The sequence below is a fragment of the Ruegeria sp. AWH4_226 genome (genome assembly GCF_056159225.1).
The window spans coordinates 299,557-325,947 of the sequence record NZ_JBSWUU010000003.1 but is presented as its reverse complement, the minus strand read 5'-3'; the positions used below and the strand labels follow the sequence as shown (position 1 = coordinate 325,947).

The 26,391-nt window shown below is 65.1% G+C and carries 31 protein-coding genes and 1 pseudogene; 29 read left to right on the top strand and 3 right to left on the bottom strand.

What is annotated here, in order from left to right:
* Positions 1–21 precede the first annotated feature (21 nt).
* The 12 genes and pseudogenes from ACXAET_RS19985 (at position 22) to ACXAET_RS19930 (ending at position 10,074) form a co-directional block, all read left to right on the top strand.
* Complete coding sequence (locus ACXAET_RS19985) at positions 22–384, top strand: hypothetical protein (RefSeq protein WP_475189510.1); 363 nt, start codon at positions 22–24, stop codon at positions 382–384.
* Positions 384–1,328 carry a PDDEXK family nuclease gene (locus ACXAET_RS19980; RefSeq protein ID WP_475189508.1) on the top strand — a complete coding sequence of 315 codons (945 nt, stop codon included), beginning with the start codon at positions 384–386 and terminating at the stop codon, positions 1,326–1,328. Before ACXAET_RS19985 ends, ACXAET_RS19980 begins: the two co-directional genes overlap by 1 nt.
* The gene (locus ACXAET_RS19975; protein WP_475189505.1) at positions 1,322–3,061 is read left to right on the top strand and encodes a DEAD/DEAH box helicase; all 1,740 of its coding nucleotides are present in this window, start codon (positions 1,322–1,324) and stop codon (positions 3,059–3,061) included. The genes ACXAET_RS19980 and ACXAET_RS19975 overlap by 7 nt, the downstream gene beginning before the upstream one ends.
* Positions 3,058–3,282: a DUF6511 domain-containing protein gene (locus tag ACXAET_RS19970; protein ID WP_475189504.1), complete on the top strand. Its 225-nt coding sequence runs from the start codon at positions 3,058–3,060 to the stop codon at positions 3,280–3,282. The genes ACXAET_RS19975 and ACXAET_RS19970 overlap by 4 nt, the downstream gene beginning before the upstream one ends.
* Complete coding sequence (locus tag ACXAET_RS19965; protein WP_475189502.1) at positions 3,282–5,552, top strand: PriCT-2 domain-containing protein; 2,271 nt, start codon at positions 3,282–3,284, stop codon at positions 5,550–5,552. Before ACXAET_RS19970 ends, ACXAET_RS19965 begins: the two co-directional genes overlap by 1 nt.
* Positions 5,553–5,946: 394 nt before the next feature.
* The gene (locus ACXAET_RS19960; RefSeq protein ID WP_475189499.1) at positions 5,947–6,432 is read left to right on the top strand and encodes a hypothetical protein; all 486 of its coding nucleotides are present in this window, start codon (positions 5,947–5,949) and stop codon (positions 6,430–6,432) included.
* A complete protein-coding gene (locus tag ACXAET_RS19955; protein WP_137703164.1) occupies positions 6,429–6,626 on the top strand; it encodes a hypothetical protein in 198 nt (65 codons plus the stop codon). Before ACXAET_RS19960 ends, ACXAET_RS19955 begins: the two co-directional genes overlap by 4 nt.
* On the top strand, positions 6,619–6,999 hold the full coding sequence (locus ACXAET_RS19950; protein ID WP_475189493.1) for a DUF6362 family protein: 381 nt from the start codon (positions 6,619–6,621) through the stop codon (positions 6,997–6,999). Before ACXAET_RS19955 ends, ACXAET_RS19950 begins: the two co-directional genes overlap by 8 nt.
* Positions 7,000–7,406: 407 nt before the next feature.
* Positions 7,407–8,660, top strand: coding sequence for a site-specific DNA-methyltransferase (locus tag ACXAET_RS19945; protein WP_475189490.1), 1,254 nt, complete (start codon positions 7,407–7,409; stop codon positions 8,658–8,660).
* Positions 8,557–9,168 (top strand): annotated as a pseudogene (locus tag ACXAET_RS19940) (DNA cytosine methyltransferase); the annotation flags it as partial. The gene ACXAET_RS19945 and the pseudogene ACXAET_RS19940, both read left to right, overlap by 104 nt.
* A gap of 202 nt (positions 9,169–9,370) precedes the next feature.
* Positions 9,371–9,853, top strand: a complete 483-nt coding sequence (locus ACXAET_RS19935; RefSeq protein WP_475190212.1) for a hypothetical protein — start codon at positions 9,371–9,373, stop codon at positions 9,851–9,853.
* Positions 9,850–10,074, top strand: a complete 225-nt coding sequence (locus tag ACXAET_RS19930) for a DUF7220 family protein (RefSeq protein ID WP_475189488.1) — start codon at positions 9,850–9,852, stop codon at positions 10,072–10,074. Before ACXAET_RS19935 ends, ACXAET_RS19930 begins: the two co-directional genes overlap by 4 nt.
* 53 nt (positions 10,075–10,127) lie before the next feature.
* Here the strand turns inward: ACXAET_RS19930 and ACXAET_RS19925 are convergent, their stop codons facing one another.
* The 3 genes from ACXAET_RS19925 to ACXAET_RS19915 form a co-directional block, all read right to left on the bottom strand.
* A complete protein-coding gene (locus ACXAET_RS19925; protein WP_475189483.1) occupies positions 10,128–10,700 on the bottom strand; it encodes a DUF3489 domain-containing protein in 573 nt (190 codons plus the stop codon).
* Between the two features lie 95 nt (positions 10,701–10,795).
* Positions 10,796–11,014, bottom strand: a complete 219-nt coding sequence (locus ACXAET_RS19920; protein ID WP_475189481.1) for a hypothetical protein — start codon at positions 11,012–11,014, stop codon at positions 10,796–10,798.
* 5 nt (positions 11,015–11,019) lie between these two features.
* Positions 11,020–11,289, bottom strand: a complete 270-nt coding sequence (locus ACXAET_RS19915) for a hypothetical protein (protein WP_475189479.1) — start codon at positions 11,287–11,289, stop codon at positions 11,020–11,022.
* 111 nt (positions 11,290–11,400) lie between these two features.
* On the opposite strand from ACXAET_RS19915, the gene ACXAET_RS19910 reads away from it, so the two are divergent.
* From ACXAET_RS19910 to ACXAET_RS19830, 17 genes are all read left to right on the top strand, one after another.
* Positions 11,401–11,961, top strand: a complete 561-nt coding sequence (locus tag ACXAET_RS19910) for a hypothetical protein (protein ID WP_475189476.1) — start codon at positions 11,401–11,403, stop codon at positions 11,959–11,961.
* Positions 11,909–13,897, top strand: coding sequence for a phage terminase large subunit family protein (locus tag ACXAET_RS19905; RefSeq protein ID WP_475189474.1), 1,989 nt, complete (start codon positions 11,909–11,911; stop codon positions 13,895–13,897). The genes ACXAET_RS19910 and ACXAET_RS19905 overlap by 53 nt, the downstream gene beginning before the upstream one ends.
* Complete coding sequence (locus ACXAET_RS19900) at positions 13,897–14,106, top strand: phage head-tail joining protein (protein WP_475189472.1); 210 nt, start codon at positions 13,897–13,899, stop codon at positions 14,104–14,106. Before ACXAET_RS19905 ends, ACXAET_RS19900 begins: the two co-directional genes overlap by 1 nt.
* Positions 14,106–15,662 carry a phage portal protein gene (locus ACXAET_RS19895; protein ID WP_475189470.1) on the top strand — a complete coding sequence of 519 codons (1,557 nt, stop codon included), beginning with the start codon at positions 14,106–14,108 and terminating at the stop codon, positions 15,660–15,662. The genes ACXAET_RS19900 and ACXAET_RS19895 overlap by 1 nt, the downstream gene beginning before the upstream one ends.
* Before the next feature lie 5 nt (positions 15,663–15,667).
* On the top strand, positions 15,668–17,731 hold the full coding sequence (locus tag ACXAET_RS19890) for a prohead protease/major capsid protein fusion protein (protein ID WP_475189463.1): 2,064 nt from the start codon (positions 15,668–15,670) through the stop codon (positions 17,729–17,731).
* A gap of 78 nt (positions 17,732–17,809) precedes the next feature.
* Entirely contained in the window at positions 17,810–18,145 is a 336-nt protein-coding gene (locus ACXAET_RS19885; protein ID WP_475189459.1) for a DUF2190 family protein, read from the top strand.
* Positions 18,145–18,456, top strand: a complete 312-nt coding sequence (locus ACXAET_RS19880) for a head-tail joining protein (RefSeq protein WP_475189455.1) — start codon at positions 18,145–18,147, stop codon at positions 18,454–18,456. Before ACXAET_RS19885 ends, ACXAET_RS19880 begins: the two co-directional genes overlap by 1 nt.
* Positions 18,453–19,085 (top strand): DUF6441 family protein, encoded by a 633-nt coding sequence (locus tag ACXAET_RS19875; protein WP_475189451.1) that lies wholly within the window; start codon positions 18,453–18,455, stop codon positions 19,083–19,085. The genes ACXAET_RS19880 and ACXAET_RS19875 overlap by 4 nt, the downstream gene beginning before the upstream one ends.
* Positions 19,086–19,140: 55 nt before the next feature.
* Positions 19,141–19,935 carry a pPIWI-associating nuclease domain-containing protein gene (locus ACXAET_RS19870; protein ID WP_475189447.1) on the top strand — a complete coding sequence of 265 codons (795 nt, stop codon included), beginning with the start codon at positions 19,141–19,143 and terminating at the stop codon, positions 19,933–19,935.
* A 61-nt stretch (positions 19,936–19,996) separates the two neighbouring features.
* On the top strand, positions 19,997–20,416 hold the full coding sequence (locus ACXAET_RS19865) for an acyl-CoA transferase (RefSeq protein WP_475189442.1): 420 nt from the start codon (positions 19,997–19,999) through the stop codon (positions 20,414–20,416).
* A gap of 24 nt (positions 20,417–20,440) precedes the next feature.
* Positions 20,441–21,379 (top strand): phage tail tube protein, encoded by a 939-nt coding sequence (locus ACXAET_RS19860; RefSeq protein ID WP_475189438.1) that lies wholly within the window; start codon positions 20,441–20,443, stop codon positions 21,377–21,379.
* Positions 21,379–21,816 (top strand): hypothetical protein, encoded by a 438-nt coding sequence (locus tag ACXAET_RS19855; RefSeq protein WP_475189435.1) that lies wholly within the window; start codon positions 21,379–21,381, stop codon positions 21,814–21,816. The genes ACXAET_RS19860 and ACXAET_RS19855 overlap by 1 nt, the downstream gene beginning before the upstream one ends.
* Positions 21,817–21,914: 98 nt before the next feature.
* Complete coding sequence (locus ACXAET_RS19850) at positions 21,915–22,043, top strand: DUF7697 family protein (RefSeq protein ID WP_280939144.1); 129 nt, start codon at positions 21,915–21,917, stop codon at positions 22,041–22,043.
* The gene (locus ACXAET_RS19845; protein ID WP_475189430.1) at positions 22,036–24,453 is read left to right on the top strand and encodes a phage tail tape measure C-terminal domain-containing protein; all 2,418 of its coding nucleotides are present in this window, start codon (positions 22,036–22,038) and stop codon (positions 24,451–24,453) included. Before ACXAET_RS19850 ends, ACXAET_RS19845 begins: the two co-directional genes overlap by 8 nt.
* Positions 24,453–25,079 (top strand): phage distal tail protein, Rcc01695 family, encoded by a 627-nt coding sequence (locus ACXAET_RS19840; protein WP_475189423.1) that lies wholly within the window; start codon positions 24,453–24,455, stop codon positions 25,077–25,079. Before ACXAET_RS19845 ends, ACXAET_RS19840 begins: the two co-directional genes overlap by 1 nt.
* Positions 25,076–25,960, top strand: coding sequence for a DUF2163 domain-containing protein (locus ACXAET_RS19835; RefSeq protein WP_475189418.1), 885 nt, complete (start codon positions 25,076–25,078; stop codon positions 25,958–25,960). The genes ACXAET_RS19840 and ACXAET_RS19835 overlap by 4 nt, the downstream gene beginning before the upstream one ends.
* Positions 25,957–26,388 (top strand): NlpC/P60 family protein, encoded by a 432-nt coding sequence (locus tag ACXAET_RS19830; RefSeq protein WP_274216414.1) that lies wholly within the window; start codon positions 25,957–25,959, stop codon positions 26,386–26,388. The genes ACXAET_RS19835 and ACXAET_RS19830 overlap by 4 nt, the downstream gene beginning before the upstream one ends.
* The last annotated feature ends 3 nt before the right edge of the window (positions 26,389–26,391 follow it).

Here is a 26,391-nt window from a genome sequence, read left to right as displayed (position 1 = left end):
CCCCACCTGAGGATATTTCCAATGACTGACATGACCAACGCAGCCCCTGCGGCTGTGAACAGCCCCGGCGTGCCTGAACATCAACGGCGTCTTATCGAACTCGACGACGATATCGCAAAGATCCGCACCCAGATCGCGACAGCCGACCTTGCGCGGCAACGCGGTCAGAAGCCAATCGACCCGGACTGGTTCCACCGGGCCCGCACGGCCCTGCGCCACCTCTGCCGCGAGCGGGCCGAACTGATGGCCCACGGCTCCGGTCGCCGCCGCCGTGAAAAGCTGAAAGACGCGCTGATCGGCATCCTGCGGGAACGCCATGACCCCGAGGCTTGGGACGGCATTCTGGCAGAGGCTCAGGCGAGAGCCGAACGGGAGGGTCTGTGATGGCTGAGCTTCCCGAAGCCCCCACGCCGACGCTGACGGCGATCTATGCCGATTATGAGGCCCGCCAGGGCGATGGTTTCCGTGACCACCTCGGGGCGTCGATCATCGGCAAATCCTGCGCCCGGGCGCTCTGGTACGATTTCCGCTGGATCACGCCCGCACGCCACTCCGGCCGCCTGCTGCGCCTTTTCGAGACGGGTCAGCTGGAGGAGGACCGGCTCGTGCGCAACCTGCGTGCCACCGGGGCGACCGTGCTCGAGGTCGATCCCGAGACCGGCCGCCAGTTCCGGGTCGAGGCCCATGGCGGGCATTTCGGTGGCTCACTCGATGGCGTGGCCCTCGGACTCTTGGAAGCGCCCAAGACCTGGCATGTGCTGGAGTTCAAGACCCATTCGGTCAAGAGCTTCAACGAGTTGGTCGCCAAGGGTGTCGTTCTGGCCAAGCCCCAGCACGCGGCGCAGATGCAAATCTACATGCACCTGACGGGCATCAAGCGCGCCCTCTACGTCGCGGTCTGCAAAGACACCGACGCGCTGCATATCGAGCGTATCGAGGCGGACCACGCTATGGCCGAGCGCCTGTTGGAAAAGGCCGGGCGCATCATCTTCGCCCAGCATCCGCCCGCGCCGATCAGCGTGGACCCGGCCTGGTTCGAGTGCCGGTTCTGCGATCACCATGCGGCCTGCCATGAAGGCGGTGGCGCGGCGGTGACCTGCCGGTCCTGCCTGCATGCGACGCCAGTTGATGGCGGTTGGCACTGTGCGCGGCATGACCGGATGCTGGCCCCGGCGGAGCAACGCGCGGCCTGCGGACGCCATCTCTTCATCCCCGATCTCATCCCGGGCGAGGTTATCGATGCGGGCGACGATCTCGTCACCTACCGCATGGCCGATGGCTCCACCTGGGCAAACGACGCCCGCAACATGGAGGGTGCCACATGCTGACCCTGCGCCCGTATCAAGAAGCCGCGATCACCGCGATCTACGGCTATTTCCGGACCCACACCGGCAATCCGCTGGTGGTCATTCCGACCGCGGGCGGCAAGTCGCTCGTCATGGCGTCCTTCATCGAGGGCGTGCTGAAGGCCTGGCCCGGTCAGCGCATCCTGATCGTGACCCATGTCCGGGAATTGATCGCCCAGAACCATGCCGAGATGATCGGCCTCTGGCCTGACGCCCCGGCTGGCATCTATTCGGCGGGCCTCGGCAAGCGCGAAGCTCAGGCGCGGATCCTCTTCGCCGGCATCCAGTCGATCCACCGCCGCGCGGCCGAGATCGGCCATGCCGATCTGGTGCTGATCGACGAGGCGCATCTGATCCCCGGCAAATCGAGCACGATGTATCGGCGCTTCCTCGACGCGCTGAAGGCGATCAACCCAGCGCTCAAGGTGATCGGGCTGACCGCCACGCCGTTCCGGCTCGATTGCGGAATGCTGCACGAGGGGCAGAACGCGCTCTTCACCGACATCGCCTATGAGGCCCCGGTCCGCGAGCTGATCGACGCGGGGTATCTGAGCCCTCTGGTCTCGAAGCAGCCCGCCACCCGGCTCGACGTCTCGAAGGTGGGCACCCTCGCGGGCGACTTCATTGCGCGCGATCTGGCGGCGGCGGTCGACCAGGACGCCATCACCCGCGCGGCCGTGACCGAAATCATCGAGCATGGCCGCGACCGGAAATCCTGGCTGGCATTCTGCTCGGGCGTCGAGCACGCGCACCATGTGGCCGAGGAATTCGGCCGCCAGGGCATCAGCTGCCGCACGATCTTTGGCGACACGCCGAAGGACGAACGCGATGCGATCCTTGCCGCCTTCAAGCGCGGCGAAATCCGGGCGCTCGCCTCGATGGGCGTGCTGACCACCGGTTTCAACGCGCCGGGGGTCGACCTGATCGCGCTCCTGCGCCCCACGCAATCGGCCGGGCTCTATGTGCAGATGGTCGGGCGCGGTACCCGCCTCGCGCCGGGCAAGGAGAACTGCCTGGTGCTGGACTTCGCGGGCAATGTCCGCCGCCACGGGCCGATTGATCTGGTGCGACCCAAACGCCCCGGTGATGGCGGCGGGGGCGAGGCGCCGACGAAGGTCTGCCCGGATTGCGACAGCATCATCGCGCTCTCGGCAACGGAATGCCCGGATTGCGGCTATGTGTTCCCACCGCGTGAGGTGAAGATCGCGCCGACCGCAGCCACTTTGCCCGTCCTGTCGCCCAAGGCACCGCAATGGGTCGCCGTGAGCAACCTGTCCTACAGCCGTCATGACAAGCGGGGCGGTCGGCCCTCGCTGAAAGTGACCTATAGCTGCGGGCTCACGACCTATCAGGAGTGGATCTGCTTCGAGCATGAGGGCTACGCGCGGCGAAAGGCAGAAGACTGGTGGCGCAAGCGTGCGCCCGGTCAGCCCGTGCCGCGCAGTGTGAACGAGGCCCTGACGCTATCCCGCAGCTTGGCACGTCCCAGCCACATCTCGGTCCGTCCATCGGGCCGCTATTTCGAGATCACCGGCTACAGGTTTGACCCATGCACGCATTCCACAACGGCCTCTGCGCCGTCTGCCACCGGCAACCTCGCGGGTTTGGCTGGTTCGACCCTGTCTTCCCCGTTTCGGACCCTCGGCGCGACCAAAGCCGCAAGTCCCTCTGCAGCCAGACGTGTCAAAACATCTGCCACGGGAGGAAGGGCATGATCGATCCTACTCCCAACGAGACCGAGGCGATGACCGTTGGCGGTCAGGAAGGTGGTGCCTTTCTGGAGAGCATCGGCAAATCCGATCTCGCGACCTTGAGCGCGACCGAATGGGATCAGTTCATTGATGTCGTGGTCACCGGCTATTGCGATCACCTGCGCGAGCTTGCCGTGCGGGATCGCACCCGGCTCGACGGCATGGTGCAGGAGGTGCCTTTCTGATGCAGAGCTCCTCTCACATGGCGCGCTACGGCGCGCGGCTTGTCACCAATGGCTACGCCATTCTGCCCATTGCGCCGGGAACAAAAAAGCCTGGCCGCTTCCAACGCGGTGCTTGGGTAGATTACCCAGAATGGAATCGCCATGCCGCGCGCTCCACGACCGAGGTTGAAGTCGCGACATGGTCTTCCTGGCCTGATTGCGGTGTCGGGCTCGTCGGTGGTGCGGTTGCCGCCATCGACATCGACATCGCCGAGGATGCAGAGCTCGCCTTGAAGATCGAAAAGCTGGCACGTGATCGCCTTGGGGACACACCGGCGCTGCGCATCGGACGCGCCCCCAAGCGTTTGCTGGTCTATCGCGCGGCAGAGCCGTTTCGTGGCATCAAACGCCATCCGCTCGAGGTGCTCTGTCTCGGACAACAGTTTCTGGCCTACGCCAACCATCCCGACACGGGCGCACCCTATGCTTGGCCCGAGGAAGGTCTGGCTGACCTCGATATCTCCGACCTCCCGGCAATCACGGTCGATGAGGCGTTGGCATTTCTGGAGGCGGCTCAGGCAATGCTTCCAGACGCGGTTCGCCACCGCGGGTTCGCGGTGACGCCCTCAGCGCACCCACATCTCACCGGGCACAGCCAGACAGGCACGCTGCCGGCGATTCAAGCGGCTCTCGAATGGCTGCCGAATGCCGAGCTTGATTACGACAGTTGGATGCGGATCGGCATGGCGCTCAAAGGCGCGCTTGGTGAAGACGGTCAGGATGTCTTCGCGCAATGGTCGGCACAGGCCGCAAAGGACGTACCGGCAACCACGCTCAAGGCCTGGACAAGCTTCAAACCGGACCGGATCGGCGCGGGGTCGATCTACCATCTCGCCTTGGAGCGCGGCTGGAAGCCCGACGCCTCGCTGCGCCTCGATGGATCCATGGACTGCGCGAAAGCGCACCCCGCCGCAGGGTTGTTGTCACAGTTGGGCGGCACATCGAAACCCAGCAAGGAAACGAAAGATCACACAGCCTACGCGCTAAGCATGCCGGACGGGCTGGTCGGGGATCTGACCGCCTACATGCTGTCGACCGCGCGGCGGCCGCAGCCTCTTCTGTCACTCGGGGCAAGCCTCTGTGCCATCGGCGCGCTGATGGGACGGAATTACCGGACCGAAAGCAATCTGCGCTCAAACCTCTATATCGTCGGCATCGCCGATAGCGGGTCGGGCAAGAACCATGCGCGGGAAATCATCAACGAAGTGTTTTTTGAAGCCGGGCTCGCCCATCACCTCGGCGGCAACAAGATCGCTTCAGGGGCAGGCCTCCTGACGGCGTTGCACCGCCAGCCGGCGATCTTGTTTCAGATCGACGAGTTCGGCATGTTCCTGTCGGCCGCGGCGGATCGCAAGCGCAGCCCCCGCCACATCACCGAGATCCTCGACAACATGACCGAGCTATACACAGCGGCTGGCGGGGTGTTCCTGGGGGCCGAATACGCCAACCGGGACGGCTCGAATGACCGGCGCGACATCAATCAACCCTGTCTCTGTGTCTATGGCACGACGACACCCCTTCATTTCTGGGGCGCGCTGCAGCGCGCGAATGTCGTGGATGGATCGCTCGCCCGGTTTCTCATCCTGCACAGCGATGAGGATTACCCTGATGAGAACCTCGCTGCTGGTATTAGGCAGTCACCTACCGCGCTGATCCACGGGCTCAAGACTCTGGCGGCCGGGGGCGGTCTGCAAAGCGGCAATCTCACCGGAATGACTTCGGGCCAGACAACAGCGGTGAACCCCACCACGGTGCCAATGTCAGACGAGGCCAGAGCCCGTTTCAAGGAATTGAGTGGCATGCTGACAGAGGAATTACGGGCGGCGCGGGGCACGGCCTTTACAGCGATCCTTGCACGGATCGGAGAAAATGCCCTGAAGCTGTCGCTTATCGTGGCTGTCGGTCGCGATCCCGCCCGACCCATGATCGATCTCAGCGCGGCGGAATGGGCCATCGCTTTCGTGCGGCACTTCGCGGCCAAAACCATGGATGCTATCGAACGGCACGTGGCCGATACCGAAACGGAGGCGCACTTGAAGCGGCTGAAAGAGATCATCCGCGCGGCCGGTTCCAAGGGCATCACCAAGTCTGAGATCACCCGGGCCTCCCAATGGCTGAAGGCGCGGGATCGGGATGAGATCTTGCTGACGCTGATCGAAAGCGGCGACATCACCACAGGCATGCGGGACACCGGGGGGCGCCGGGCCATGGTGTATCGGCTATCCGGCTAGCGGGTGAGCTTCTTTCAAATGCGAGCTTTCTTCAATTGAAGGAAGTGAAGGGTCAAGCGCCTGAAAACATGAACGGTTTTGCCTTCCTTCACTTCTTTCAATCTTTCAAGAGGAGCCTTGTATGTATGTATGTGTCCTCGCGCGCGGCTGGAAATAGGATGACACACTCCATGAAATAATTGAAATATTGAAAGAAGGTATATTACCCATACAGACCAGAGGCTTAGGGCGAGACTTCTTTCAAGCCGCCCGCCTGAAGAAACTGAAAGAAGTGTCGGGCGGATCATGCGCCCAGCACCTGACATGACCAGACCACCCTTCGGGGCCTGGCGAGACCGCAGCCTTCACCGGCCAGCCCTCTCGCCGCGTCCAGCACATCGAAGAGGAGGTCGTCATGACCCAATCACAAAAACTGCGCCCCATCCTGGCGCTCGATCTTGGCACTACCACGGGCTGGGCGCTTCGTGGCTTTGACGGGCTGGTCACCACAGGTACCGCGTCGTTCAAACCCGGCCGCTACGATGGTGGTGGCATGCGCTATCTGCGCTTCACCAATTGGCTTACCGAACTGGATCGGCTGAGCGGTCCGGTCGGCACGATCTGGTTTGAAGAGGTGCGCCGTCACGCCGGCACCGACGCAGCCCATGTCTACGGCGGGCTTATGGCGTCGCTGACCAGCTGGGCAGAGCTGAGGGGTATTCCCTACGAGGGTGTGCCCGTCGGAACCATCAAGTGCCACGCCACTGGCAAGGGCAATGCCAATAAGGCCGCCATGATCGCGGCCGCCAACGCCCGTGGTTTCAGCCCTGCGGACGATAACGAGGCCGATGCCATCGCGATCCTGCATTGGGCGATCGAGACGCAGGGAGGTGTGGCATGAGTTATTTCCCCAAAGGCTACGGCGGCCAGCGCCGGTCACCAGAAGAGGTCAAGCGTGACGGCTGGCGCGAGCAAGGCGTGCTGGCGGTCTCAGTCGATGACCATCGCCTGACCTGGCCGGAACGCGAACTCGTCGAACAACTGGGCACCAAACTTTATGGGCCACGCCCCGTGGGGGAGGTCCGCCATGGGTGAGAAAAAGACATGGACCGCCGACGATGTCGCCGATCATTTCGAGGAAGCATTTCGCACGCTGCGCAAGCTGCCACCGGTCAAGGCGCGCGGGTATTTCAACGCCTGGCCCGACATCGTGCGCTCGGCGCGAGAGATCGCGGCAATGGATCCGCAGCCGATGCGGGTCTGGCCGTCGGCCGTCGCCATCACCCGGCTCGAGCAGACCTTCGACTGGGTGCTCTGGATCGAGGAAGAGGAGCGCAAGCTGATCTGGTCTCGCGCCGCCCGCGTGCCTTGGAAACAGATCAGCGGCGAGCTTGGCGTCGACCGCACAACGGCATGGCGCAAGCACAAGCTGGCCTTGACCAAGATCGCGTCGCGGCTGAATGTCTGAGCGAATCCAATATGTTGCAACACTTTTGTGTTCGACACATGCAACATTTCCATGCTACCCGTAGGGCATGATGGGGAGAGTGCGTTGGAAGACAGCTCTCCCCGTTTTTGTGGTGGATACCCTCGCGGCGTCCGGAGTCCAGTTCGGGTCCAAACCGCTAACCCACTGACTTCGCGGGTCCTTCCTGCCCGTAAACGTATACGGGCGGGCGAAGCGCGCAATATCGCTAGCGACAGGGCCGGTTTTTTGGGAAGCCACCCCTAGCAGGCATCCACCCGCGATCTGCTGAAAACCACAACAAAACAAACCTTTGGCATCGGACACACCCGGTTGCCGCTGGACCCTTTGCGGAGTTCAGGCTGGCCGCGGGTGTCCGGAGTCCACCAGATTGAGGCGAACCGAACCGCATGACCCTGAGCTTTGCCCCGGATGCGATCGAGATGTGGCCGCTGTCCAGGCTCCAGCCCTATGCGAAGAACGCAAAGGCGCATGGCGCGGATCAGGTCGCGAAAATCGCTGCGAGCATGGCGGAGTTCGGCTGGACGGTGCCTTGCCTCGTCGCCGACGACGGAGAATTGATCGCGGGCCATGGCCGGGTGCTGGCCGCCACGCAACTGGGGCTGACCGAGGCCCCGGTGATTGTGCTGGGCCATCTGACCGAGGCGCAACGCCGGGCGTACCGTATCGCGGATAACAAGCTGACGGAACTCGGGACCTGGGATGAGGCGCTGCTGTCGACCGAGTTGAACGATCTGCTGGCCGAGGACTACGATCTGTCGCTCATTGGTTTCGATGATGCCGAGCTCGAAGCGCTGTTGGCCGGCGAGGTCGATGCTGAAACTGCCACCCGAGAGGGTGAGGACGATGTTCTGGAGGCCCCCGAAAATCCGATCAGCCGTCCCGGCGATCTCTGGGTGCTGGGCAAGCATCGGTTGCTCTGCGGGGACGCGACGGTGGCAACAGACGTCGAGCGTCTGCTCGGCGATGTGACACCGCTGCTGATGGTGACCGATCCGCCCTATGGCGTTGAGTACGACCCCGGCTGGCGCAATAAGGCAGGCGCGGCTGCGACCAAGCGCACTGGCAAGGTGCTGAATGATGACCGTGCTGATTGGCGCGAGGCCTGGGCACTGTTCCCGGGTGACGTCGCCTATGTCTGGCACGGCGCGCTGCATGCGACGACGGTTGCGGAAAGCCTCGAGGCCTCCGGCTTCAACATCCGCTCCCAAATCATCTGGGCCAAGGATCGCCTGGTGCTGAGCCGCGGTGATTATCACTGGCAGCACGAACCCTGCCTCTATGCCGTAAAGAAAACCGGCAAGGGCCATTGGGCCGGTGACCGCAAGCAGACGACGCTCTGGCAGATCGCAAACAAGGATCAGGACACGGAAACCGTGCACGGGACCCAGAAGCCCGTCGAATGCATGCGTCGGCCCATCCTGAACAATTCCAGCCCGGGGCAAGCGGTCTATGAGCCCTTCATGGGGTCCGGCACCACGCTGATCGCGGCGGAAACCACGGGCCGCGTGAGCCTCGGGATCGAACTCAACCCGGCCTATGTCGATGTCGCCGTGCAGCGGTGGCAGCAATTCACCGGCCAAGAGGCCGTGCTGGACGGGACCGGCGAGAGCTTCGCCGATCTCACGGCCAACCCGCGCTGAGGCGATGCATGACCTGGCTTTACATTCCTCCGGCCTCGCTGCCGGAGCCGGAGACCTGTTCGGCCTCTCGCTCTGCTCCGGCGCAGGCGGGCTCGACCTCGGGCTCACCATCGCCATGCCCGGATATCGAACTGTGGGCCATGTCGAACGGGAAACCTACGCCGCGGCCATTCTCGTGGCACGGATGGAAGAGGCGGCCCTGGATCCGGCACCTGTCTGGGACGACGTTGGAACCTTCGACGGCCGCCCATGGCGCGGCGCGGTGGACATCGTCACTGCGGGCTATCCGTGCCAGCCGTTCTCCGTCGCGGGCAAACGCCGGGGCGCGGACGATCCACGCCACCTCTGGCCCCATGTCGCGCGCATCATTGGCGAGGTCGAGCCGCCCTTCGTCTTCCTCGAAAACGTCGCCCATCATCTCCGCCTCGGCTTCCCCGAAGTCGCCAGCGGACTGGTCGGCATGGGCTACCGCCTTGCGACAGGCCTCTTCACGGCGGCGGAAGTCGGTGCGCCCCACAAACGCGAACGGCTCTTCATCCTCGCCGTCCGCGAGGGGGACGAATTGGCCGACCCCGCGCGCCTGCTCTGGCACCCGGTCGAGTGGCGGGAACCGGACCGAGATGCTGCGGCTCTGGCCGACGCCACGGGCGAGCGCCAACGAAAACCGGCAGACGAAACCGACGCCATCACAATCGGCGGGCAAGCACGGGATGAACCTGGCGACCTCGGCTGCGATGTGGCCGACGCCTCAGACCGACAGCTTCCGCAGCCGGGGCGGCGCCCGGAAACACGAGAAGGGCCTCGATGGAATGGCCCGGGACTGGCCGACGCCGATGGCGACGGACGGCAACAAGCCGAGCGCGGGCAATCGCAAATCGGCCGACCTGACCAGCGCCAGCCAGATGTGGATGACGCCGACGGCGCGCGATCACAAGGACGGCGCGACCACACTGGCGAACACGCCGGTGAACGGCCTGCTTGGCCGCCAGGTCCTGGTGACGCCGACGGCTGGGAGCGATACCTCCGAACCGCGCCGGACGCTGAACCCAGCATTCGTCGAGGCGCTGATGGGCTTGCCCACCGGGTGGACCGCCTTCGGCTCTGTGGCAACGGCGTGGTCCCCCTGGTTGCGGCGCATGCGCTGCGAACTCTCGCAGCTGAACTGCTGGCCGATGGATGAGGCGTTAGCATGAAGCAGTCGCGCCTCATGTCGCTGGTCGAGGCCATCGCCAATGTGCTTGTCGGCTACGGCGTCGCGGTCATCACGCAGATCCTGATCTTTCCGATCTTTGGGCTGCAGACGACATTGGCGCAGAACCTGAAGATGGGCGCGATTTTCACCGTAGTGAGTATCGCCCGATCCTTCGCCCTGCGGCGGGTTTTCGAGGCGATCCGGATGCGGCGCATCAAATGAGGAACCGCCGCCCCAGAGGGACGGCGGCCAGCAAGTTGTTGGTGTCCGGTGCGTCAGGCGGCGGGCAGTTTGTAGACCCGCCCGCGATCCTCGATTTTCTCCGAGGTGACGTCGAGGCCAAGCCTCTTCGTCAGTGCGCCGGACATCGCGCCTCGGACCGTATGCGACTGCCAGCCAGTCGCAACCATGATTTCCTCGATGGTCGCGCCGTCCTGTGCGCGCAGCATCGCGATCAGGGTGGCTTGCTTGGTGCCCTCGCGCGGCGTGCGCGTCTTGTGCGAGGCTTCGGGTCCGGTGGGGGCGTTTTGCACGGGCTCCTCTGTCGGAGCGTCCGTCGCGCCCGCAGGCTCGGTGTTCGCGTCTTCGGGCTCAATTGCAATGGCGGCGAGCCCTGTGTCGGTGGCGACCAGCCTGACGCCATGCCCGTCGCCGGTCTCGCGCCAGACGAGATCGCCCTTGCGCATGTCGGCATCGACCTCTTCGAGGAAGCCTTTTGCGAGCATCGCGCTGACCACTTTGGCGGCGGCCCCGCCGCGCAGGTTGTCAGGCAGCGGCAGGGCAATGCGGTCCTCGTTTTGGGCCGCGCGGGACAGGATGATTGTCTGGGTGTCGGAAAGCTTGGTCATGGGGTCGTCTCCGTGTTCGGACCGCGACCGTCGCGGTCTTCTACGACCCCAAGCCGCGCAACGGCGCGGCCGGAGTTCGGGGTGGTTTCCCGATGTCAGATCAAGGCGAGGTCCTTCAGACAGGCGGCCGCATCAATCAGCTGAATGGTCGGCACCTCGATGGTGATCGTCATGCTGTCGGCGTAGGCGCGGACATAAACGCCGCCGTCGTCCATCAGGGCGCTTTCGATTTCGTCGAGGACGGTGGTGATGCGGCTGGGGTCGAAATGATCGGGCAGCTTGCGAATGGCAATGCGAATGGTGCTGGTTTCCATGGTGCTTACTCCGCGTGCTCGCCTTCGCTGAAGGCGCTGTCGGTGATGCGCTTCAGGAGGCTGGCGTAGTGCTCAAGGGTGCCGACATGGCCCCAGTTGATCTCGTCGGGGTGGGCATTGAAATGGTCGTCGCTGAGGCTCTGGAGCCGGGCGAGCATCTCATCGATCTCGGCCTTCTTGCCGATGAAGGCGTTCATAGCCGCCTCTTTGTTGCGACGCGCTTTCTCGGCGCGAAGCTCATGGCGGGGCGTTGTCTGTGGGTTAAGGCGGGTCATCGTGGCGGCTCCGTGGTGAGTTGCATCGTTTTCGTAGGACCACGTTCGCTCTAGTGTGGAGGGCTATCAACTACATAAGCACATGATTTTGAATGATAATCGGAGCGTTCCATGGAAGGTCTGAGCGAGCGCCAATACGCCGCCCGCGTCGGTCTCTCACGCGGAGCCATCCAGAAGGCCAAGGCAACGGGACGCGTGGTTCTGCATTCCGATGGCAGCATCGACGCGGAGGCCAGCGATGCGTTGCGTGCGCAGGCGACCGACCCGTCGAAAACCCGAAAAGCGCCGAAGGCGAAGCTCAAACCCGTGTCGGAGGCCGCAGTCTCGGCCGTGGGCGAAACGCTGCGCGAGCAGGGAATGGCCGCACCGCAAGTCGGCAGCGGCACCACGTTCCTGCAGGCAAAGACGGCCAATGAGGTTCTGAAAGCGCAGGAACGCCGTCTGAGACTGCAGAAGTTGAAAGGCGAACTGATCGACCGGGCTCGCGCGCTGTCGCTGGTCTTCCGGCTGGCGCGGCAGGAACGGGATGTCTGGGTCAACTGGCCCGCACGGGCGGCGGCTTTGATGGCGGCTGATCTGGGTGTCGAGCCCGCCGCGATGCAAAAGGTTCTGGAGAAACATGTCCGTGCCCAGCTCGACGACCTTGCCGAGGTCAAACCCGATCTCAGATGAGGGTTTCGATGGCGCAACCGAAATTCTGCGCGCCTGGAGTGAAGGTCTCACCCCGGATCCGGACCTGACAGTTTCGCAATGGGCGGATCGCCACCGGATGCTCTCAGGACGGGCATCGGCAGAGCCGGGGCGGTATCGCACGGCGCGCACACCCTACATGGGCGAGATAATGGACCGGCTGTCACCGGGAGATCCGACGCAGCGGATTGTGTTCATGAAGGCCGCTCAGGTCGGGGCGACCGAAGCGGGTAACAACTGGATCGGCTTCGCGATCCACCAGGCACCAGGGCCGATGCTCGCCGTCCAGCCCACTGTGGAACTGGCGAAACGGAACTCGCGGCAGCGGATCGACCCGCTGATCGACGAAAGCCCGGAGCTGCGGGAGCGCGTCAAACCGGCCCGTTCCCGCGACGCGGGCAATACCATGTTGTCCAAGGAATTCGCAGGCGGCATCCTCATCATGACGGGCGCGAACTCGGCGGTCGGGCTCCGCTCGACCCCGGCGCGGTACATCTTCCTCGATGAGGTTGACGCCTATCCCGCGTCTGCCGACGAGGAAGGCGATCCGGTCACGTTGGCCGAGGCCCGGTCGCTGACCTTCGCGCACCGGCGCAAGGTGTTTCTGGTCTCGACGCCGACCATTCGAGGGATGAGCCGGATCGAACGGGACTATGAGGCCAGCGACCAACGCCGGTTCTTCGTGCCCTGTCCGCATTGTCAGCAGATGCAGTGGCTGAAATTCGAACGGCTGCGCTGGGAAAAAGGACAACCGGAAACAGCGGAATATCACTGCGAGGGCTGCGACGCGCCCATCGCGGAGCATCACAAGACGGCGATGCTGGAGGCTGGTGAATGGCGGGCGACGGCCGAGGCGGCGGATCCCAACACCGTCGGCTACCACCTCTCGGCGCTCTATTCGCCCATCGGCTGGCTAAGCTGGGAGCGGATCGTGAGGGCCTGGGACGCCGCCCAAGGATCGGACGAGGCGATCAAGGCATTCCGCAACACGATCCTCGGCGAGACATGGGTTGAAACCGGGGAAGCGCCGGACTGGCAGCGGCTCTACGACCAGCGAGAACGCTGGAAACCGGGCATTGTCCCGGCGGGCGGGCTGTTCCTGACCGCCGGGGCCGACGTCCAAAAAGACCGGATTGAGGTCGATGTCTGGGCCTGGGGCCGTGGGCTGGAAAGCTGGCTGGTTGATCACATTGTCATCGAAGGCGGCCCCGACCGGCATGAGGCATGGGGCGACCTGACAGACCTGCTCGGTCGAACGTGGCCGCATGAGCGCGGCGCGCATCTGAAGATCGCGCGGCTTGCCATCGATACTGGCTACGAGGCCCCAGCGGTCTACGGTTGGGCACGCGCTCAAGGGTTTACGCAGGTTGCGCCCGTGAAGGGCGTCGAAGGGTTCAATCGGGCAAGCCCGGTGTCGGGGCCAACTTATGTGGATGCGACCGAGGGCGGCAAACGTCTGCGTCGCGGCGCACGGCTCTGGACCGTTGCGGTGTCGACCTTCAAGGCCGAGACATATCGCTTCCTGCGGCTCGAACGGCCGACCGAGGAGGACATGTCCAATGGTGCGGCGTTCTCACCGGGAACGGTCCACCTGCCGCATTGGGTCGAGAACGAATGGCTGAAGCAGTTCGTGGCCGAACAACTGGTGACGGTGCGCACAAAGCGCGGCTTCGCCCGGCTGGAATGGCAGAAGCTGCGCGAGCGCAACGAAGCGCTGGACTGCCGCGTCTATGCCCGCGCCGCCGCCTGGATCGCGGGCGCGGATCGTTGGACTGACGAGAAATGGCGCGACCTCGAGGATCAGCTTGGGGTCGCCGACGCCTCTGCGGATCCCGCGGGGCAGATCAACAGGCAAGCGCAGACGTCGCAAGGCAAACGCCAATCCGACTGGCTTGGACGGCGCGGAGGATGGTTTTGATGACCGATTGGACGGAATCCGAATTGTCCGCGCTGCGGCGGGCCTATGCCAGCGGCACGACCCGGGTCAGCTATGATGGCAAATCCGTCGACTACGGCTCGGCAGAGGATCTGCTCGGGCGCATTCGCACCATCGAGCGGGCCATTGCGGGCACCACGCAACCGTTGCCAATCGCCGGGCTCGCGGGCTTCTCGCGCGGGGATCGCTGATGTCGGCGAACTGGTTCGACCACGCGATTGCCTCGGTGGCACCACGCGCTGCGGCACGGCGCATCATGGCTCGCCATGCGTTTGAAGCCTTGACGCGTGGCTATGATGGCGCGGCGAAGGGACGCCGCACCGAAGGTTGGCGCGCGCCCGGCACCTCGGCCGACACCGAGGTTGGCGTGGCGGGGGCGCTCTTGCGTGACCGGATGCGCGATCTGGTGCGGAACAATCCGCATGCGGCCAAGGCCGTCGCGGTTCTGGTGAACAACATCGTCGGCGCGGGCATCATGCCGCGCGCCGCCAGCGGCAATGACAAACTGGACCGCAAGGTCGATGCGCTCTTTGCGCAATGGTCGGACACGGCCGATGCTGACGGCCAGCTCGACTTCTATGGCCTGCAGACGCTGATCTGCCGCGAGATGGTCGAGGCGGGCGAGGTGCTGGTGCGCCGGCGTCTGCGCCGTGCAAGCGACGGTCTGCCCGTCCCGCTGCAAGTGCAGGTGCTGGAGGCCGACTTCCTCGACGCCACCAAGTCCGGCGCACTCGGCGCAGGACGGCTGGTTCAAGGGATTGAGTTCGACCCGGTCGGCAAGCGCCGGGCCTATTGGCTGCATGCCGAGCATCCGGGCGACGCCTATGGCGCGCTGCAGAACGGGTTGCAGAGCCGTCCGGTCCCGGCGACCGAGATCGCCCATGTCTACGAGAAGCAGCGCACGCAGGCGCGCGGTGTTCCTTGGGGCGCGCCAGTGATCCGGTCCTTGCGCGATCTCGACGACTACGAGGTGGCCGAGCTGGTCCGCAAGAAGACCGAGGCCTGCGTCACCGCCATAGTCTTCGGCGATGATGAGGCCCAGCAAGGCATCGCGCCTTCCGTGGTCGATGCCGACGGCAACCGGGTCGAGCAGTTCGAGCCGGGGTTGATCGCCTATGCCCGCGGCGGCAAGGACATCCGGTTCAATCAGCCCTCGGCGACTGGCGGCTACGCAGAATACAAGCGGGCCAGCCTGCACACGATCTCGGCCGGGTTCCGCGTTCCCTACGAGTTGCTGACCGGCGATCTCAGCCAGGTGAACTACTCGTCCATCCGGGCCGGGCTCGTGGAGTTCCGCCGGTTGATCGACGCCGTGCAATGGCAGTTGTTCATTCCGATGTTCTGTGCGCCGGTCTGGCGCTGGTTCACGGAAGCCGCGTGGGCGGCAGGCCAGATCCCGACACCGGACGTGCCGGTCGAATGGTCGCCGCCGAAGTTCGAGGCGGTCGATCCACAGAAGGACGCGATGGCGAACCTGTTGTCGATCCGCTCTGGCACCATGACCCTGGCGGAGGTGATCGCACGGCAGGGGCGCAACCCAGACGCGGTGCTGGCGGAGATCGCTGCCACCAACGCCAAGCTCGATGATCTTGGGCTGGTGCTCGACAGCGACCCGCGCCGCGTCACCAAGACCGGCAGCGCCCAATCCAATAACGGGGTCGGCGATCCTGCCGCCGATGATCCGGATGCCGACGAGCCCGCCGCCGATCCGGAAAACGACCCGGCGCAGGCCGACCAACAGGATTGAGCAATATGGACACGATGATCGAAATCCCGGCCTTGCGTCGGATGGCGGAGCTTGCGCCGAACTCAGCCGATACCGACGCCCGCACCGTCGAGGTGATCTGGTCGGCAGGCGCTCGGGTCCGCCGGTCGACCCTGTTCGGAGAGCCCTATGATGAGGAACTGAGCCTCGATCCGGACCATGTGCGGCTGGATCGGCTGAATGCGGGCGCGCCGTTCCTGAAAGTGCACGAGGTCGACACGCTCGATGCCGTGATCGGCTCGGTCGTCCCAGGCTCGGCGCGTATCGAAAACGGTCGCGGCATTGCGCAGGTCCGGATTTCTGAACGCGCCGATGTCGAGCCGATCTGGCGCGACATCCAGGCCGGACACATCCGCGCGGTCTCCATCGGCTATCAGGTGCACCGCTTCGAGGTCTCGAAGCCCGAAGCGGCCCGTGAGCTCTGGCGCGCGGTGGACTGGACACCCTTTGAGGTGTCCGCCGTGCCCGTTGGCGCGGACCCTGCCGCGGGGTTTCGCGCGCAATCCCCCCTTCATGACTGCGTCCTCCATCGCCGGGACGTCCCAACCCCAACCACAGGAGCCATCCCGATGACGGAGAAAACCAATGATCCGGCGAGCGACGCCGAAATCCACGCCAACCAGCCGACCGAGCCGGTAAAAACCGAGGACACCACCGTGACCGAACCGAAGACACCTGTGGCAGAGCCGAAGGATGCTGCCACCCAGACCCGCGCGCAGCCGAAGCCGCAAACGCCCGACGCCCCCGCAGCGCCTGATGCCGAAGCTGTCGCAACCCGCGCACGCGAGGGCGAGCGCGACCGCGTCTCCACAATCTATGATCTGGCAGGCCGCCTGAACCTCGAGCGCAGCTTTGCCGAGGATCTGGTGAAACGCGGCACCGACGTCGATGAGGCCCGGCGCTTGATCCTCGATCAGGTGTCCGCCAAATCCGAAGAAGCCCGCACCTTCAGCCAGGTATCGATCCCGCTCGGTGGCCGCGATGAGCAGGTCACCCGCCGCGACGCCGTGGCCAATGCGCTGCTGCATCGCTACAGCCCGACACTCTTCCAGCTGGAGGATGCTGCCCGCCAGTATCGCGGCATGACGCTCATGGAACTGGCTCGGGAAAGCCTCGGCAATGCCGGGGTCAGCACGCGGGGCCTGTCGCGCGACGAGGTGGCCACGCGGGCGCTGCACTCGACCTCAGACTTCCCCGAGATCCTCTCCGCCGTCACCAACAAGACCCTCCGGCAAGCCTACGAGGCCTATCCCCGGACCTTCATGCTGTTCTGCCGCCAGGTCCTCGCCACCGACTTCAAGGCGATGCACCGGGTCCAGCTCGGGGAAGCGCCGCAGCTGCTGGAAGTGAGCGAAAGTGGCGAGTTCAAACGCGGCACGCTCGGCGAGAGCAAGGAGAGCTACAAGGTCAAGACCTATGGCCGGGTGGTCGCGATCACCCGCCAGACGCTGATCAACGACGATCTCGACGCGTTCACCCGGATCCCGGCAATGTACGGCAACTCCATCGCCCAGCTGGAATCGGACGTAGTCTGGGGCATCATCACCGCCAACCCGGCAATGGCGGATGGTAACGCGCTCTTCCACACCAGCCACAAGAACCTCGCCGGCACCGGCGCGGCGCTCGACGTAAGCAGCGTCGGCGCGGCACGGGCGGCGATGGCCAAGCAGACCGGCCTCGACAAGAAGACGGTGCTCAATGTCCGGCCCGCCTTTTTGATCGTGCCCGCCTCGCTGGAACTGAAGGCCGAGCAGCTGGTCGCGCAGAACCTGGTGCCCGCCGCGACCTCCAGCGTGGTGCCGCAGTCGATCCGCACCCTCGCGCCGATCAGCGAGCCGCGCCTCGACGCCGCCAGCGAGACCGCCTGGTATCTGGCGGCCAGCCCGAACCAGATCGACACCATCGAGTACGCCTATCTCGAGGGCCAGCAGGGCGCCTACATCGAGACGCGCAACGGTTTCGACGTCGACGGGGTCGAGATCAAATGCCGCCTCGACTTCGGCGCCAAGGCCATCGACTGGCGCGGCCTCTACAAAAATCCGGGCGCATAAACCGGGCCATCGCTGACATCTCACCTCTGACGGGCGGTCCAATCGGGCCGCCCGTTCCCGTTTGCAAAGGATCCCGCCATGAAAAACTACGTCCAGCCCGGCAACACCATCACCCTGACCGCGCCCTACGCCGTGACCTCCGGCGATGGCCTGCTCGTCGGCTCCATCTTCGGCATCGCATCCGCGGACGCCGCTCTGAACGATCCTGTCGAAGCCGCCCTTACCGGCGTGTTCGACCTCACCAAGGCCGGCTCACAAGCCTGGACCGCGGGCGCAAAGGTCTATTGGGACGACACCAACAAGCGCACCACGAGCGTGGCCACATCGAACACATTGATCGGCGTGGCTACCGAAGCTGTTGCTGGCGGAGCCGGTGACACCATCGGCCGGGTGCGGCTGAACGCGAGCTTCTGATGACGGCGTTTGCCGCCATCGTTGATGCACTGTTCTCAGATTCCAACATCGGGCGGGAAGCGGTCTACACCTCCGATGGCGGCGCGCCTGTGCTGGTACGTGTCGTCTCCCGGCAGGCGGATGCGATCACTGACTTCGGCGATGCCCGGCTCTGGTCCGAGACCACTCGGATCGACCTGCGCGTCGCCGAGGTGGCGAACCCACGCCCCGGCGACCGCGTGGAGATCGACGGGGAAGCCTTTCTCATTCAGGGCGAGCCTGTCCGTGACCGTGAGCGGTTGGTCTGGACCGTTGATCTGCGCCCGACATGAAGTTGAAACTCGACATCACACCTGACATCGTTGCCGCCATGGCCGCCGAGGTGACCGCCGGCGAGAAAGCCGTCACCGCCGCCATGCGCGAGGCAGGGACTGGTCTGAAGTCTTCGTGGCGCATGCAGATCACTGGCGCAGGGCTCGGGCGACGGCTCGCCAACTCGATCCGCAACCAGACCTTCCCCCGTGCAGGCGAAAGCCTTGATGCAGCGGCGCTGGTCTGGTCCAAAGCCCCGGTCATCGTTGGCGCGCATGACACCGGGCCGCTGATCCGCTCGAAAGAGGGGTTCTACCTCGCGATCCCCACGGAAGCAGCAGGTCGAGGCCTGCGTGGTCGCCGGATCACCCCGGGCGAATGGGAACGGCGGCGCGGTTTGCGCTTGCGGTTCGTCTATCGCCGCCGTGGTCCGAGCCTGCTGGTGGCAGACCGTGCCCGCATCAACAACCGCGGTCAGGCGGTGGCATCGCGCTCGAAAACCGGCCGCAACCAGGTCACCGCGCCGATCTTCCTCCTGGTCCCGCAGGTCAAGTTGCCGAAGCGGCTGGATTTGGCGCGCGATGCGGCGCGGGTGCATGAGGTCGTGCCGGGGTTGATTGTGGCAAACTGGCTAGAGACCAAGATATGAAACAGGCTATTGCTTCAAAAACACTTTTTCCTGAATCGATCGGAGCTGCCCGGCAATGGACCTACAAGATCTTCTACCGGATGATTTCTCTCGGGACTTGTTGGCTGGAAGCCTACGGGTAGCGCGAGACATGGAAAATCCCGTCCGGATGCACCTGTCTGCTGCAGGCTTGCGTGAACTCTTCGGTCACCTTCTGCACACGCTGGCTCCAGACGAAGAAGTCCGAAAATGCAGGTGGTTCCTGCAAGCAGAAGACACGCCAACGGTTACTCGGCGTCAGCGCGCGACGTATGCGACGCAGGGAGGGTTCTCGGACGAATTCATCACGTCTTTAGGGGTAGATGTCGACGAGCTTCACAAAGAAGCCATTCATGCGATCAACGAACTGAACAAAGCGACGCATGTTCGTCCGGAAACTCTACAACAAGATCCAGAAGCGATTGATGCCTTCATCGCAGAAGCGCTCGGCGCGTTGGAAGGGCTTTTGATCTCGTTCTCTGAGTGCCGCAGTTCAGTTCAAAACGCCCTGGAGAAAAGCGTGTACGAGACCATGATGAACGCGCTTGTTACAGAAAACTTTGACACCATAAGCTCGCTCTCCGGGCGCGGTTATGAAGTCGATCTTTGGATAGATGATGACGATGTCGAAATAGTTTTGATCTCCGCTGAGAATGTGCTCGTGCGGTTCTCGGGCATTGCTCCTGTAACGCTGCATTATGGCCCAAAGAACGATGCAGCGGAAATATCTCATGACTTTCCATTTTGGATGGTTTTCGAGGCAAAGGTAGAGACTCCGACGAAATTGAAATTGGTAGATCACTTCTTTGATGACAGTGGCTGGTTCGAGTAGGAGCGTCTCCCCCTGCGGTTGACCATTATGCTGAAAACATGGACCCAAAGCTGCAACTGATATGCCCACCACTCGCGAAACCATCCTAAACGCGCTGCACGCGCGGCTCTCGGCGCTGGCCGCCACCGCCCTGCGCGGTGAGGTGCTGCCCGAGCGCGTGCCGGCCGAGGGGCTGCTGATCCTGCGCGATGGCGAGCCGGCGGAGCCGGAAGTGACTTTGTCGCCGTTCGCCTATCACTACCAGCACCGCGCAGAGATCGAAGCGGTGGTTCAGGGCAATGATCGCGACGTCGCCTTCGATACGCTCTGCGTCAGCATCGGCGAGGCGCTTGCCGCCGACCGAACACTTGGCGGCCTCTGCGACTGGGTCGAGGGAGAAGCACCACGCCCAGTCGATCTGCCGGTCGAGGGTGCGGCTAGCCTGAAGGCCGCCGTGATCCCGGTGGTGCTGCACTATTCAACGGTCGATCCGCTCGGCTGATCCCCAAAGTTTAAGGAGAACACAATGGCACGGGCCCAAGGGGCGCGGGCGCAGATGGCGCTTGCGTTCGAGACGACCTATGGAACGCCCCCCGTGGGCGGTTTCACGAAGATGCCCTTCGCCAGCACCTCGCTGGGCGCGGAGCAGCCACTGCTGAACTCGGAGTTGCTGGGCTACGGCCGCGACCCGCTGGCCCCGATCAAGGACGCAGTGACGGCTGACGGCGATGTTGTGGTGCCGCTCGATGCGGAAGCCTTCGGGTTCTGGCTGAAGGCAGCCTTTGGCGGCCCAATTACGACCGGCACTGGCCCCTGGACGCACGAGTTCCAGTCGGGGGGCTGGACGCTGCCCAGCATGTCGATCGAGACCGGCATGCCGGAGGTGCCGCGCTATGCGATGTACTCCGGCTGCGTGCTCGACCAGATCACCTGGCAGATGCAGCGCTCGGGGCTGCTGACCGCGACGGCGCAGCTGGTGGCGCAGGGCGAGACGGTCGGCACGACCACCAGCGCTGGGACACCCGCCGCGCTGGAGCTGAAACGCTTCGGCCATTTCAACGGGTCTATCACACGCAACGGCACCGCCCTCGGCAATGTTGTCTCCGCCGAGATCACCTATGCCAACAACCTCGACCGGATCGAGACGATCCGCTCGGACGGCCGCATCGATGGCGCCGACCCGTCCATCGCGGCGCTGACCGGCCGGATCGAGGTGCGCTTTGCCGACCAGACGCTGGTGACGCAGGCGATCAACGGCGAGGCCTGTGAGATGGAATTCGCCTACGTCCTGCCCTCGGGCGGGAGCTTCACCTTCACCGTGCACGCCGTCTACCTGCCGCGCCCGCGGATCGAGATCTCTGGTCCGCAGGGCGTGCAGGCGACCTTCGACTGGCAGTCCGCCCGCGACAGCATTGTCGGGCGGATGTGCACCGCCACCCTGATCAACGACATCGAGGTATACTGATGCTCACGCTCGACCTGACCGATGACCCGCGCTGGCATGACCTCGCCCCCGGCGTCCGGGTGCAGCTGCGCCCTCTGACCACCGCGCTGATGGTGGCGACGCGCAGCGATCCGGCGGTGGAGGCGGTGCCGGACGACGCCTCCGACGAAGAGCGCGCCGTCGCCTTCGCCAAGGCGCTCGCGCGCCGCGCGGTTCTCGCCTGGGAGGGCATCGGCGATGCGGAGGGCAATCCCATCGAGCCGAGCCCCGAGGCCATCGACGCGCTGCTTGATGTCTGGCCGATCTTCGAGGCGTTCCAGCTGACCTACGTCTCGAAGGGGCTGCTGCTGGAACAGGAAAAAAACGCCTCCGCGCTCTCGCCGACTGGTCCTTCGGCGGGGGCGAGCGATACTGCCAAGCCTGTACGCAAGCCTGCCCGGACTGCCCGGCAAGGCTGAACCGGCCCCTTACGCATGAGGGTTGGCTGGTATGGGACCTTGTCGGACGTCTCGGCGGTCAGCTCCGTGTCCTGCCCGGCGCCGTCGTCGGCTGGGACATGTCGGCGGCACTGGCGCTCGGTAACGCCCTCGGCGTGCCGCCGCTCGCCATGGCTGAACTGCTGCCGGTCATCGAAGCGGTGATGGTCGCCAAGCTCAACGAACAGATGGATCACTCCCATGGCTGAGAAGAGGGTCAGCGTCCGCCTTGCGGCGGTTGGCGGCCGACAGGTGCGCGCCGAGCTGGAAGGCGTGGGTGAAGCCGGAGCGCGCGGTTTCGGCCGTCTCAGTCGCGAGATGGAGGCGGCCAACGCCCGGCTCGCAGGTTTCGCACGGCGGGTGCGAGTTGCGGCAGCTGCTGCGGTTGCTGCCGCTGCGGCTGCTGGCGTGGCCATGGTCCGCTCGGGGCTTCAAACGGTGGATGCGCAGGCGAAGCTGGCGCAATCGCTTGGCACTACAGTTGCTTCGATCCAGACGCTGGAGCGCGCGGGCGAGCTGGCGGGCGTGTCGATGTCCGGCATCGAACAGGCCACCAAGGATCTGACGCGTCGGCTCAGCCAGGCGGCCGCCGGGACCGGCCCCGCCGCTGATGCGCTCGAGCGACTGGGGCTCTCTGTGTCCGATCTGCTGACCCTGCCACTTGACGAACGCGTTGGCGCGATTAACGCCGCCATCGAGGATTTCGTGCCCGTGGCCGAACGCGCCGCTGTCGCGGGCCAGCTTTTCGGCGAGGAAGGCTCCATCGCCATGTCGCGGATCGACACCGCGACGCTGCGTCAGGCGACCGAGGATGTTCTCGCCTTCGGAGTGGTCGTCTCGGAGCAGGATGCCGACCAGATCGAGCGGACGAACGACGCCATATCCCGGCTCGGACTGATCTGGCGCGGGCTGTCGAACCAGCTGGCGGTTGCTGCCGCGCCTGCGTTGGAAGCGGTCGCTAACTCCATGGCGGCAGTCGCCAGCCGCACGGGGCCGCTCGGCATCGCGATCAGCGGCCTTTTCGACAACATCGGCCGCCTGACCACCTATGCCACCACCTTTGCCGCCTTTCTCGCAGGACGCTGGGTCGCCGGGATGGCTGCCGCGGCGCTCTCTGTTCGCGGCCTTGCCACCGCGCTGGTCGTCCTGCGGGGGGCGCTGATCCGCACGGGTATTGGCGCGCTGATCGTCGGTGCGGGCGAGCTCGTCTACCAGTTCACCCGGCTCGTCTCGGGGGCTGGCGGCTTCGGCGAGGCGATGTCCCTCCTGAAGGACGTCGCCGTCGAGGTCTGGGGTCGGATCAGGATGGGCGCGGCAGCGGCGGGAGCGGCCGCCACGGCGATGTTCTTCGACCTGAAGGCAGACGCCGCATCGGGCATGCAGAGCGCCATCGAGAGCGTGGTAGGCTTCGGCAACACGGCGGCGAATACCTTCGAGGGCGCCTACGAGGCGATCAAGGCGATCTGGGGTCGGCTACCCGCCGCCATCGGCGATCTGGCGTTTCAGGCTGCCAACAGCCTGATCGATGGCGTCGAAGCAATGCTGAACGGCGTTGTCTCTCGCATCAACACATTCATCGGCGGGATCAATCAGGGGCTGGAAGCGCTCGGGTCGGAGCGACGTATCTCGATTATCCCGGATCTTGAGCTGGGCCAGATTGAGAACCGGTTTGAGGGCGCAGCAACTGCCGCGACCACCGCCGCGCAGACGGCCTTCGACCGGGCCTTCGAGGACAATCCGCTCACCGCGCCCGATCTTGGGCTCACCCAGGCGGCCAATGCTGCACTGGCCACGGCCAACACGTATCGCGGTGCCGCGCGGGATTTGGCGGAAGGCGCGCGTGCGCCACTCGATAGCTGGCACGCCCTGCATGACGCGGTGCAGGGCAGCAATGAGGGTGGCGCAGACGCGCTGACCGAGGCCACAGGCGCGGCCGAGCGGCTGGAGACGGCGCTTGGCGATGCCGGACAGGCGGCCACGGGTGCGGGCGCAGCGGCCGGGGCTGCAGCGGCGGCCGCTGAACCAAATACCGAAGCCGCAGTTTCCGGCTGGCAGGCCGTCACCGCAGCGCTCAGCGACTATGCCAACAAGGCCCGCGACATCGGCGGTGATATTGGTCAAAGCCTCGTCAGCGCGTTCCAGTCGGCCGAGAATGCAGTGGCTACGTTCGTGAAAACGGGCAAGCTGGATTTCCGCGACCTCGTCACCTCGCTGCTGGCCGATCTCGCCAAGCTGGCGGCGCGTCGGTTCATCCTGGGGCCGATCGCCAATGCGCTTTCCGGAGCGCTTAGCGGCGCGGGTGGTATCTTCGCGAACATCCTGCACGCGGGCGGCATGGTTGGATCGGGCGGGCCTTCGCGCATGGTCCCGGCCATGGCCTTCGCCGCCGCGCCTCGCATGCATTCAGGCGGCATGGCCGGACTTCGCCACGACGAGGTGCCCGCGATCCTGCAACGCGGCGAACGCGTGCTGTCGCGGCGTGAGGCGCAATCGTATGGCGGAGGCGGTGGGGTCAACGTCACCATAGTGGCCCGTGACGCCGAGAGCTTCCGGCAATCCCGCACCCAGGTCGCGGCCGACATTGCCCGTGCGGTCTCGCTCGGCCGGAGGGGGATGTAATGGCGTTTCACGAGGTCCGGTTTCCCGACAACATCAGCCGCGGCGCGCGCGGCGGACCCGAGCGGCGCACCCAGATCGTCGAACTCGCCTCCGGCGACGAAGAACGCAACGCCACTTGGGCCAACTCGCGCCGCCGCTACGATGTCGCGTACGGCATACGCCGGGCGGACGATCTCGCCGCCGTCGTCGCCTTCTTCGAGGCGCGGAACGGTCGCCTTCATGGCTTTCGCTTCAAGGACTGGGGTGACCACAAGTCCTGCCTGCCGTCACAGGTGCCAGGGCCGACCGACCAGGCGGTTGGCACCGGCGACGGCGCGACGACCGCCTTCCAACTGGTGAAGCACTATGCCTCGGGCGCGCAATCCTGGACGCGCGCCGTCGCCAAACCAGTGGCAGGCAGCGTGCGCATCGCAATTGGCGGCGTGGAGCAGCCCTCCGGATGGTCCCTCGACACCATGACCGGCGTTATCACCTTCGGCATCGCCCCGGGCTCCGGGGTCGCCATCACCGCGGGCTTTGAGTTCGACGTGCCCGTCCGCTTCGACACCGACGCCCTCGACGTGACGCTCGACCTCGAGCGGCTGGGCTCGATCACCTCCATTCCGCTTCTGGAGATCCGCCGATGAAGACCCTCGACCCCGCCCTGCAGGCCCATCTCGACGAGGGCACGACGACGCTCGCCTGGTGCTGGCGGATCACGCGGTCCGATGGCGTGACTTTCGGCTTCACTGATCACGACCGGACGCTGAGCTTCGATGGCACCGACTTCGAGCCCGAGAGCGGGCTCACGGCGTCGGAGGTGCGGTCGGGCTCGGACCTGTCGGTCGATGCGCAGGACGCCGAGGGCGTGCTGACCTCGGACCGGATCACCGAAACCGACATACTCGATGGCCGCTGGGACAACGCCGAGGTCGAAGTCTGGCGGGTAAACTGGGCCGACACCGGCCAGCGCGTATTGATGCGGCGCGGTGCCATTGGCCAGATCCGGCGTGGGCGGTTGGCCTTCGTCGCCGAGGTCCGCTCGCTCGCCCATGTGCTGGGGCAGACGGTCGGGCGGACCTTCCAGGCGACCTGTGATGCCGCGCTAGGGGATGCGCGCTGTGGGGTCGATCTGGAGGACCCCGGCTACAAGGGGACGGGCACCGTCATCGATCTCCTGCGCGACCGGGCCTTTACGGCCTCGGGTCTCCGCGACTTCGAGGCCGGCTGGTTCACCTTCGGCACGGTCGAATGGACCGGCGGCGCAAACGCGGGACGGCGGTCTGAGATCATCGCACATGACCTGACTGACGGTATTGCGCTGCTGACGCTTCTGGAAGCGCCGGTCCGGTCCATCGCGGCCGGTGATGCTTTCACCATTCGTGCAGGCTGCGACAAACGTATCGAGACCTGCGGCGCGAAGTTCGCCAACACCGTCAATTTCCGGGGCTTCCCGCATATCCCCGGCCAAGATGCGGTGCTGCGCTACGCCACGAAGGATGGCGGCCACGAGGGGGCCGTACTGTGAGCGCCGATTCCGAGCGCGTCATCGCCATCGCGCGCTCCTGGCTCGGCACGCCGTATCACGATCAGGCCAGCCTTCGGGGCGTGGGTTGTGACTGCCTCGGCCTCGCCCGGGGCGTCTGGCGCGAGGTGGTGGGGCCAGAGCCGTTCCCGATCCCGCCCTATAGCCGCGACTGGGGCGAAACCGGGCTGCGCGAGGTTCTGGCGGAAGGCGCGCGCTCCATGATGATCGAGGTGTCGCCCGCCGAGGCCGGTCCCGGCGCGCTGCTCCTGTTCCGGATGACGCCCCGCGCCATCGCCAAGCATGTCGGGATCCTGACCGGGCCCGCCACCTTCCTTCACGCCTACGAGCGGCTCGGCGTGATCGAGGAACCGCTCACCCGATCCTGGCGGCGACGTATCGCCTTCGCTTTCTTGTTCCCGCAACGCTGAGAC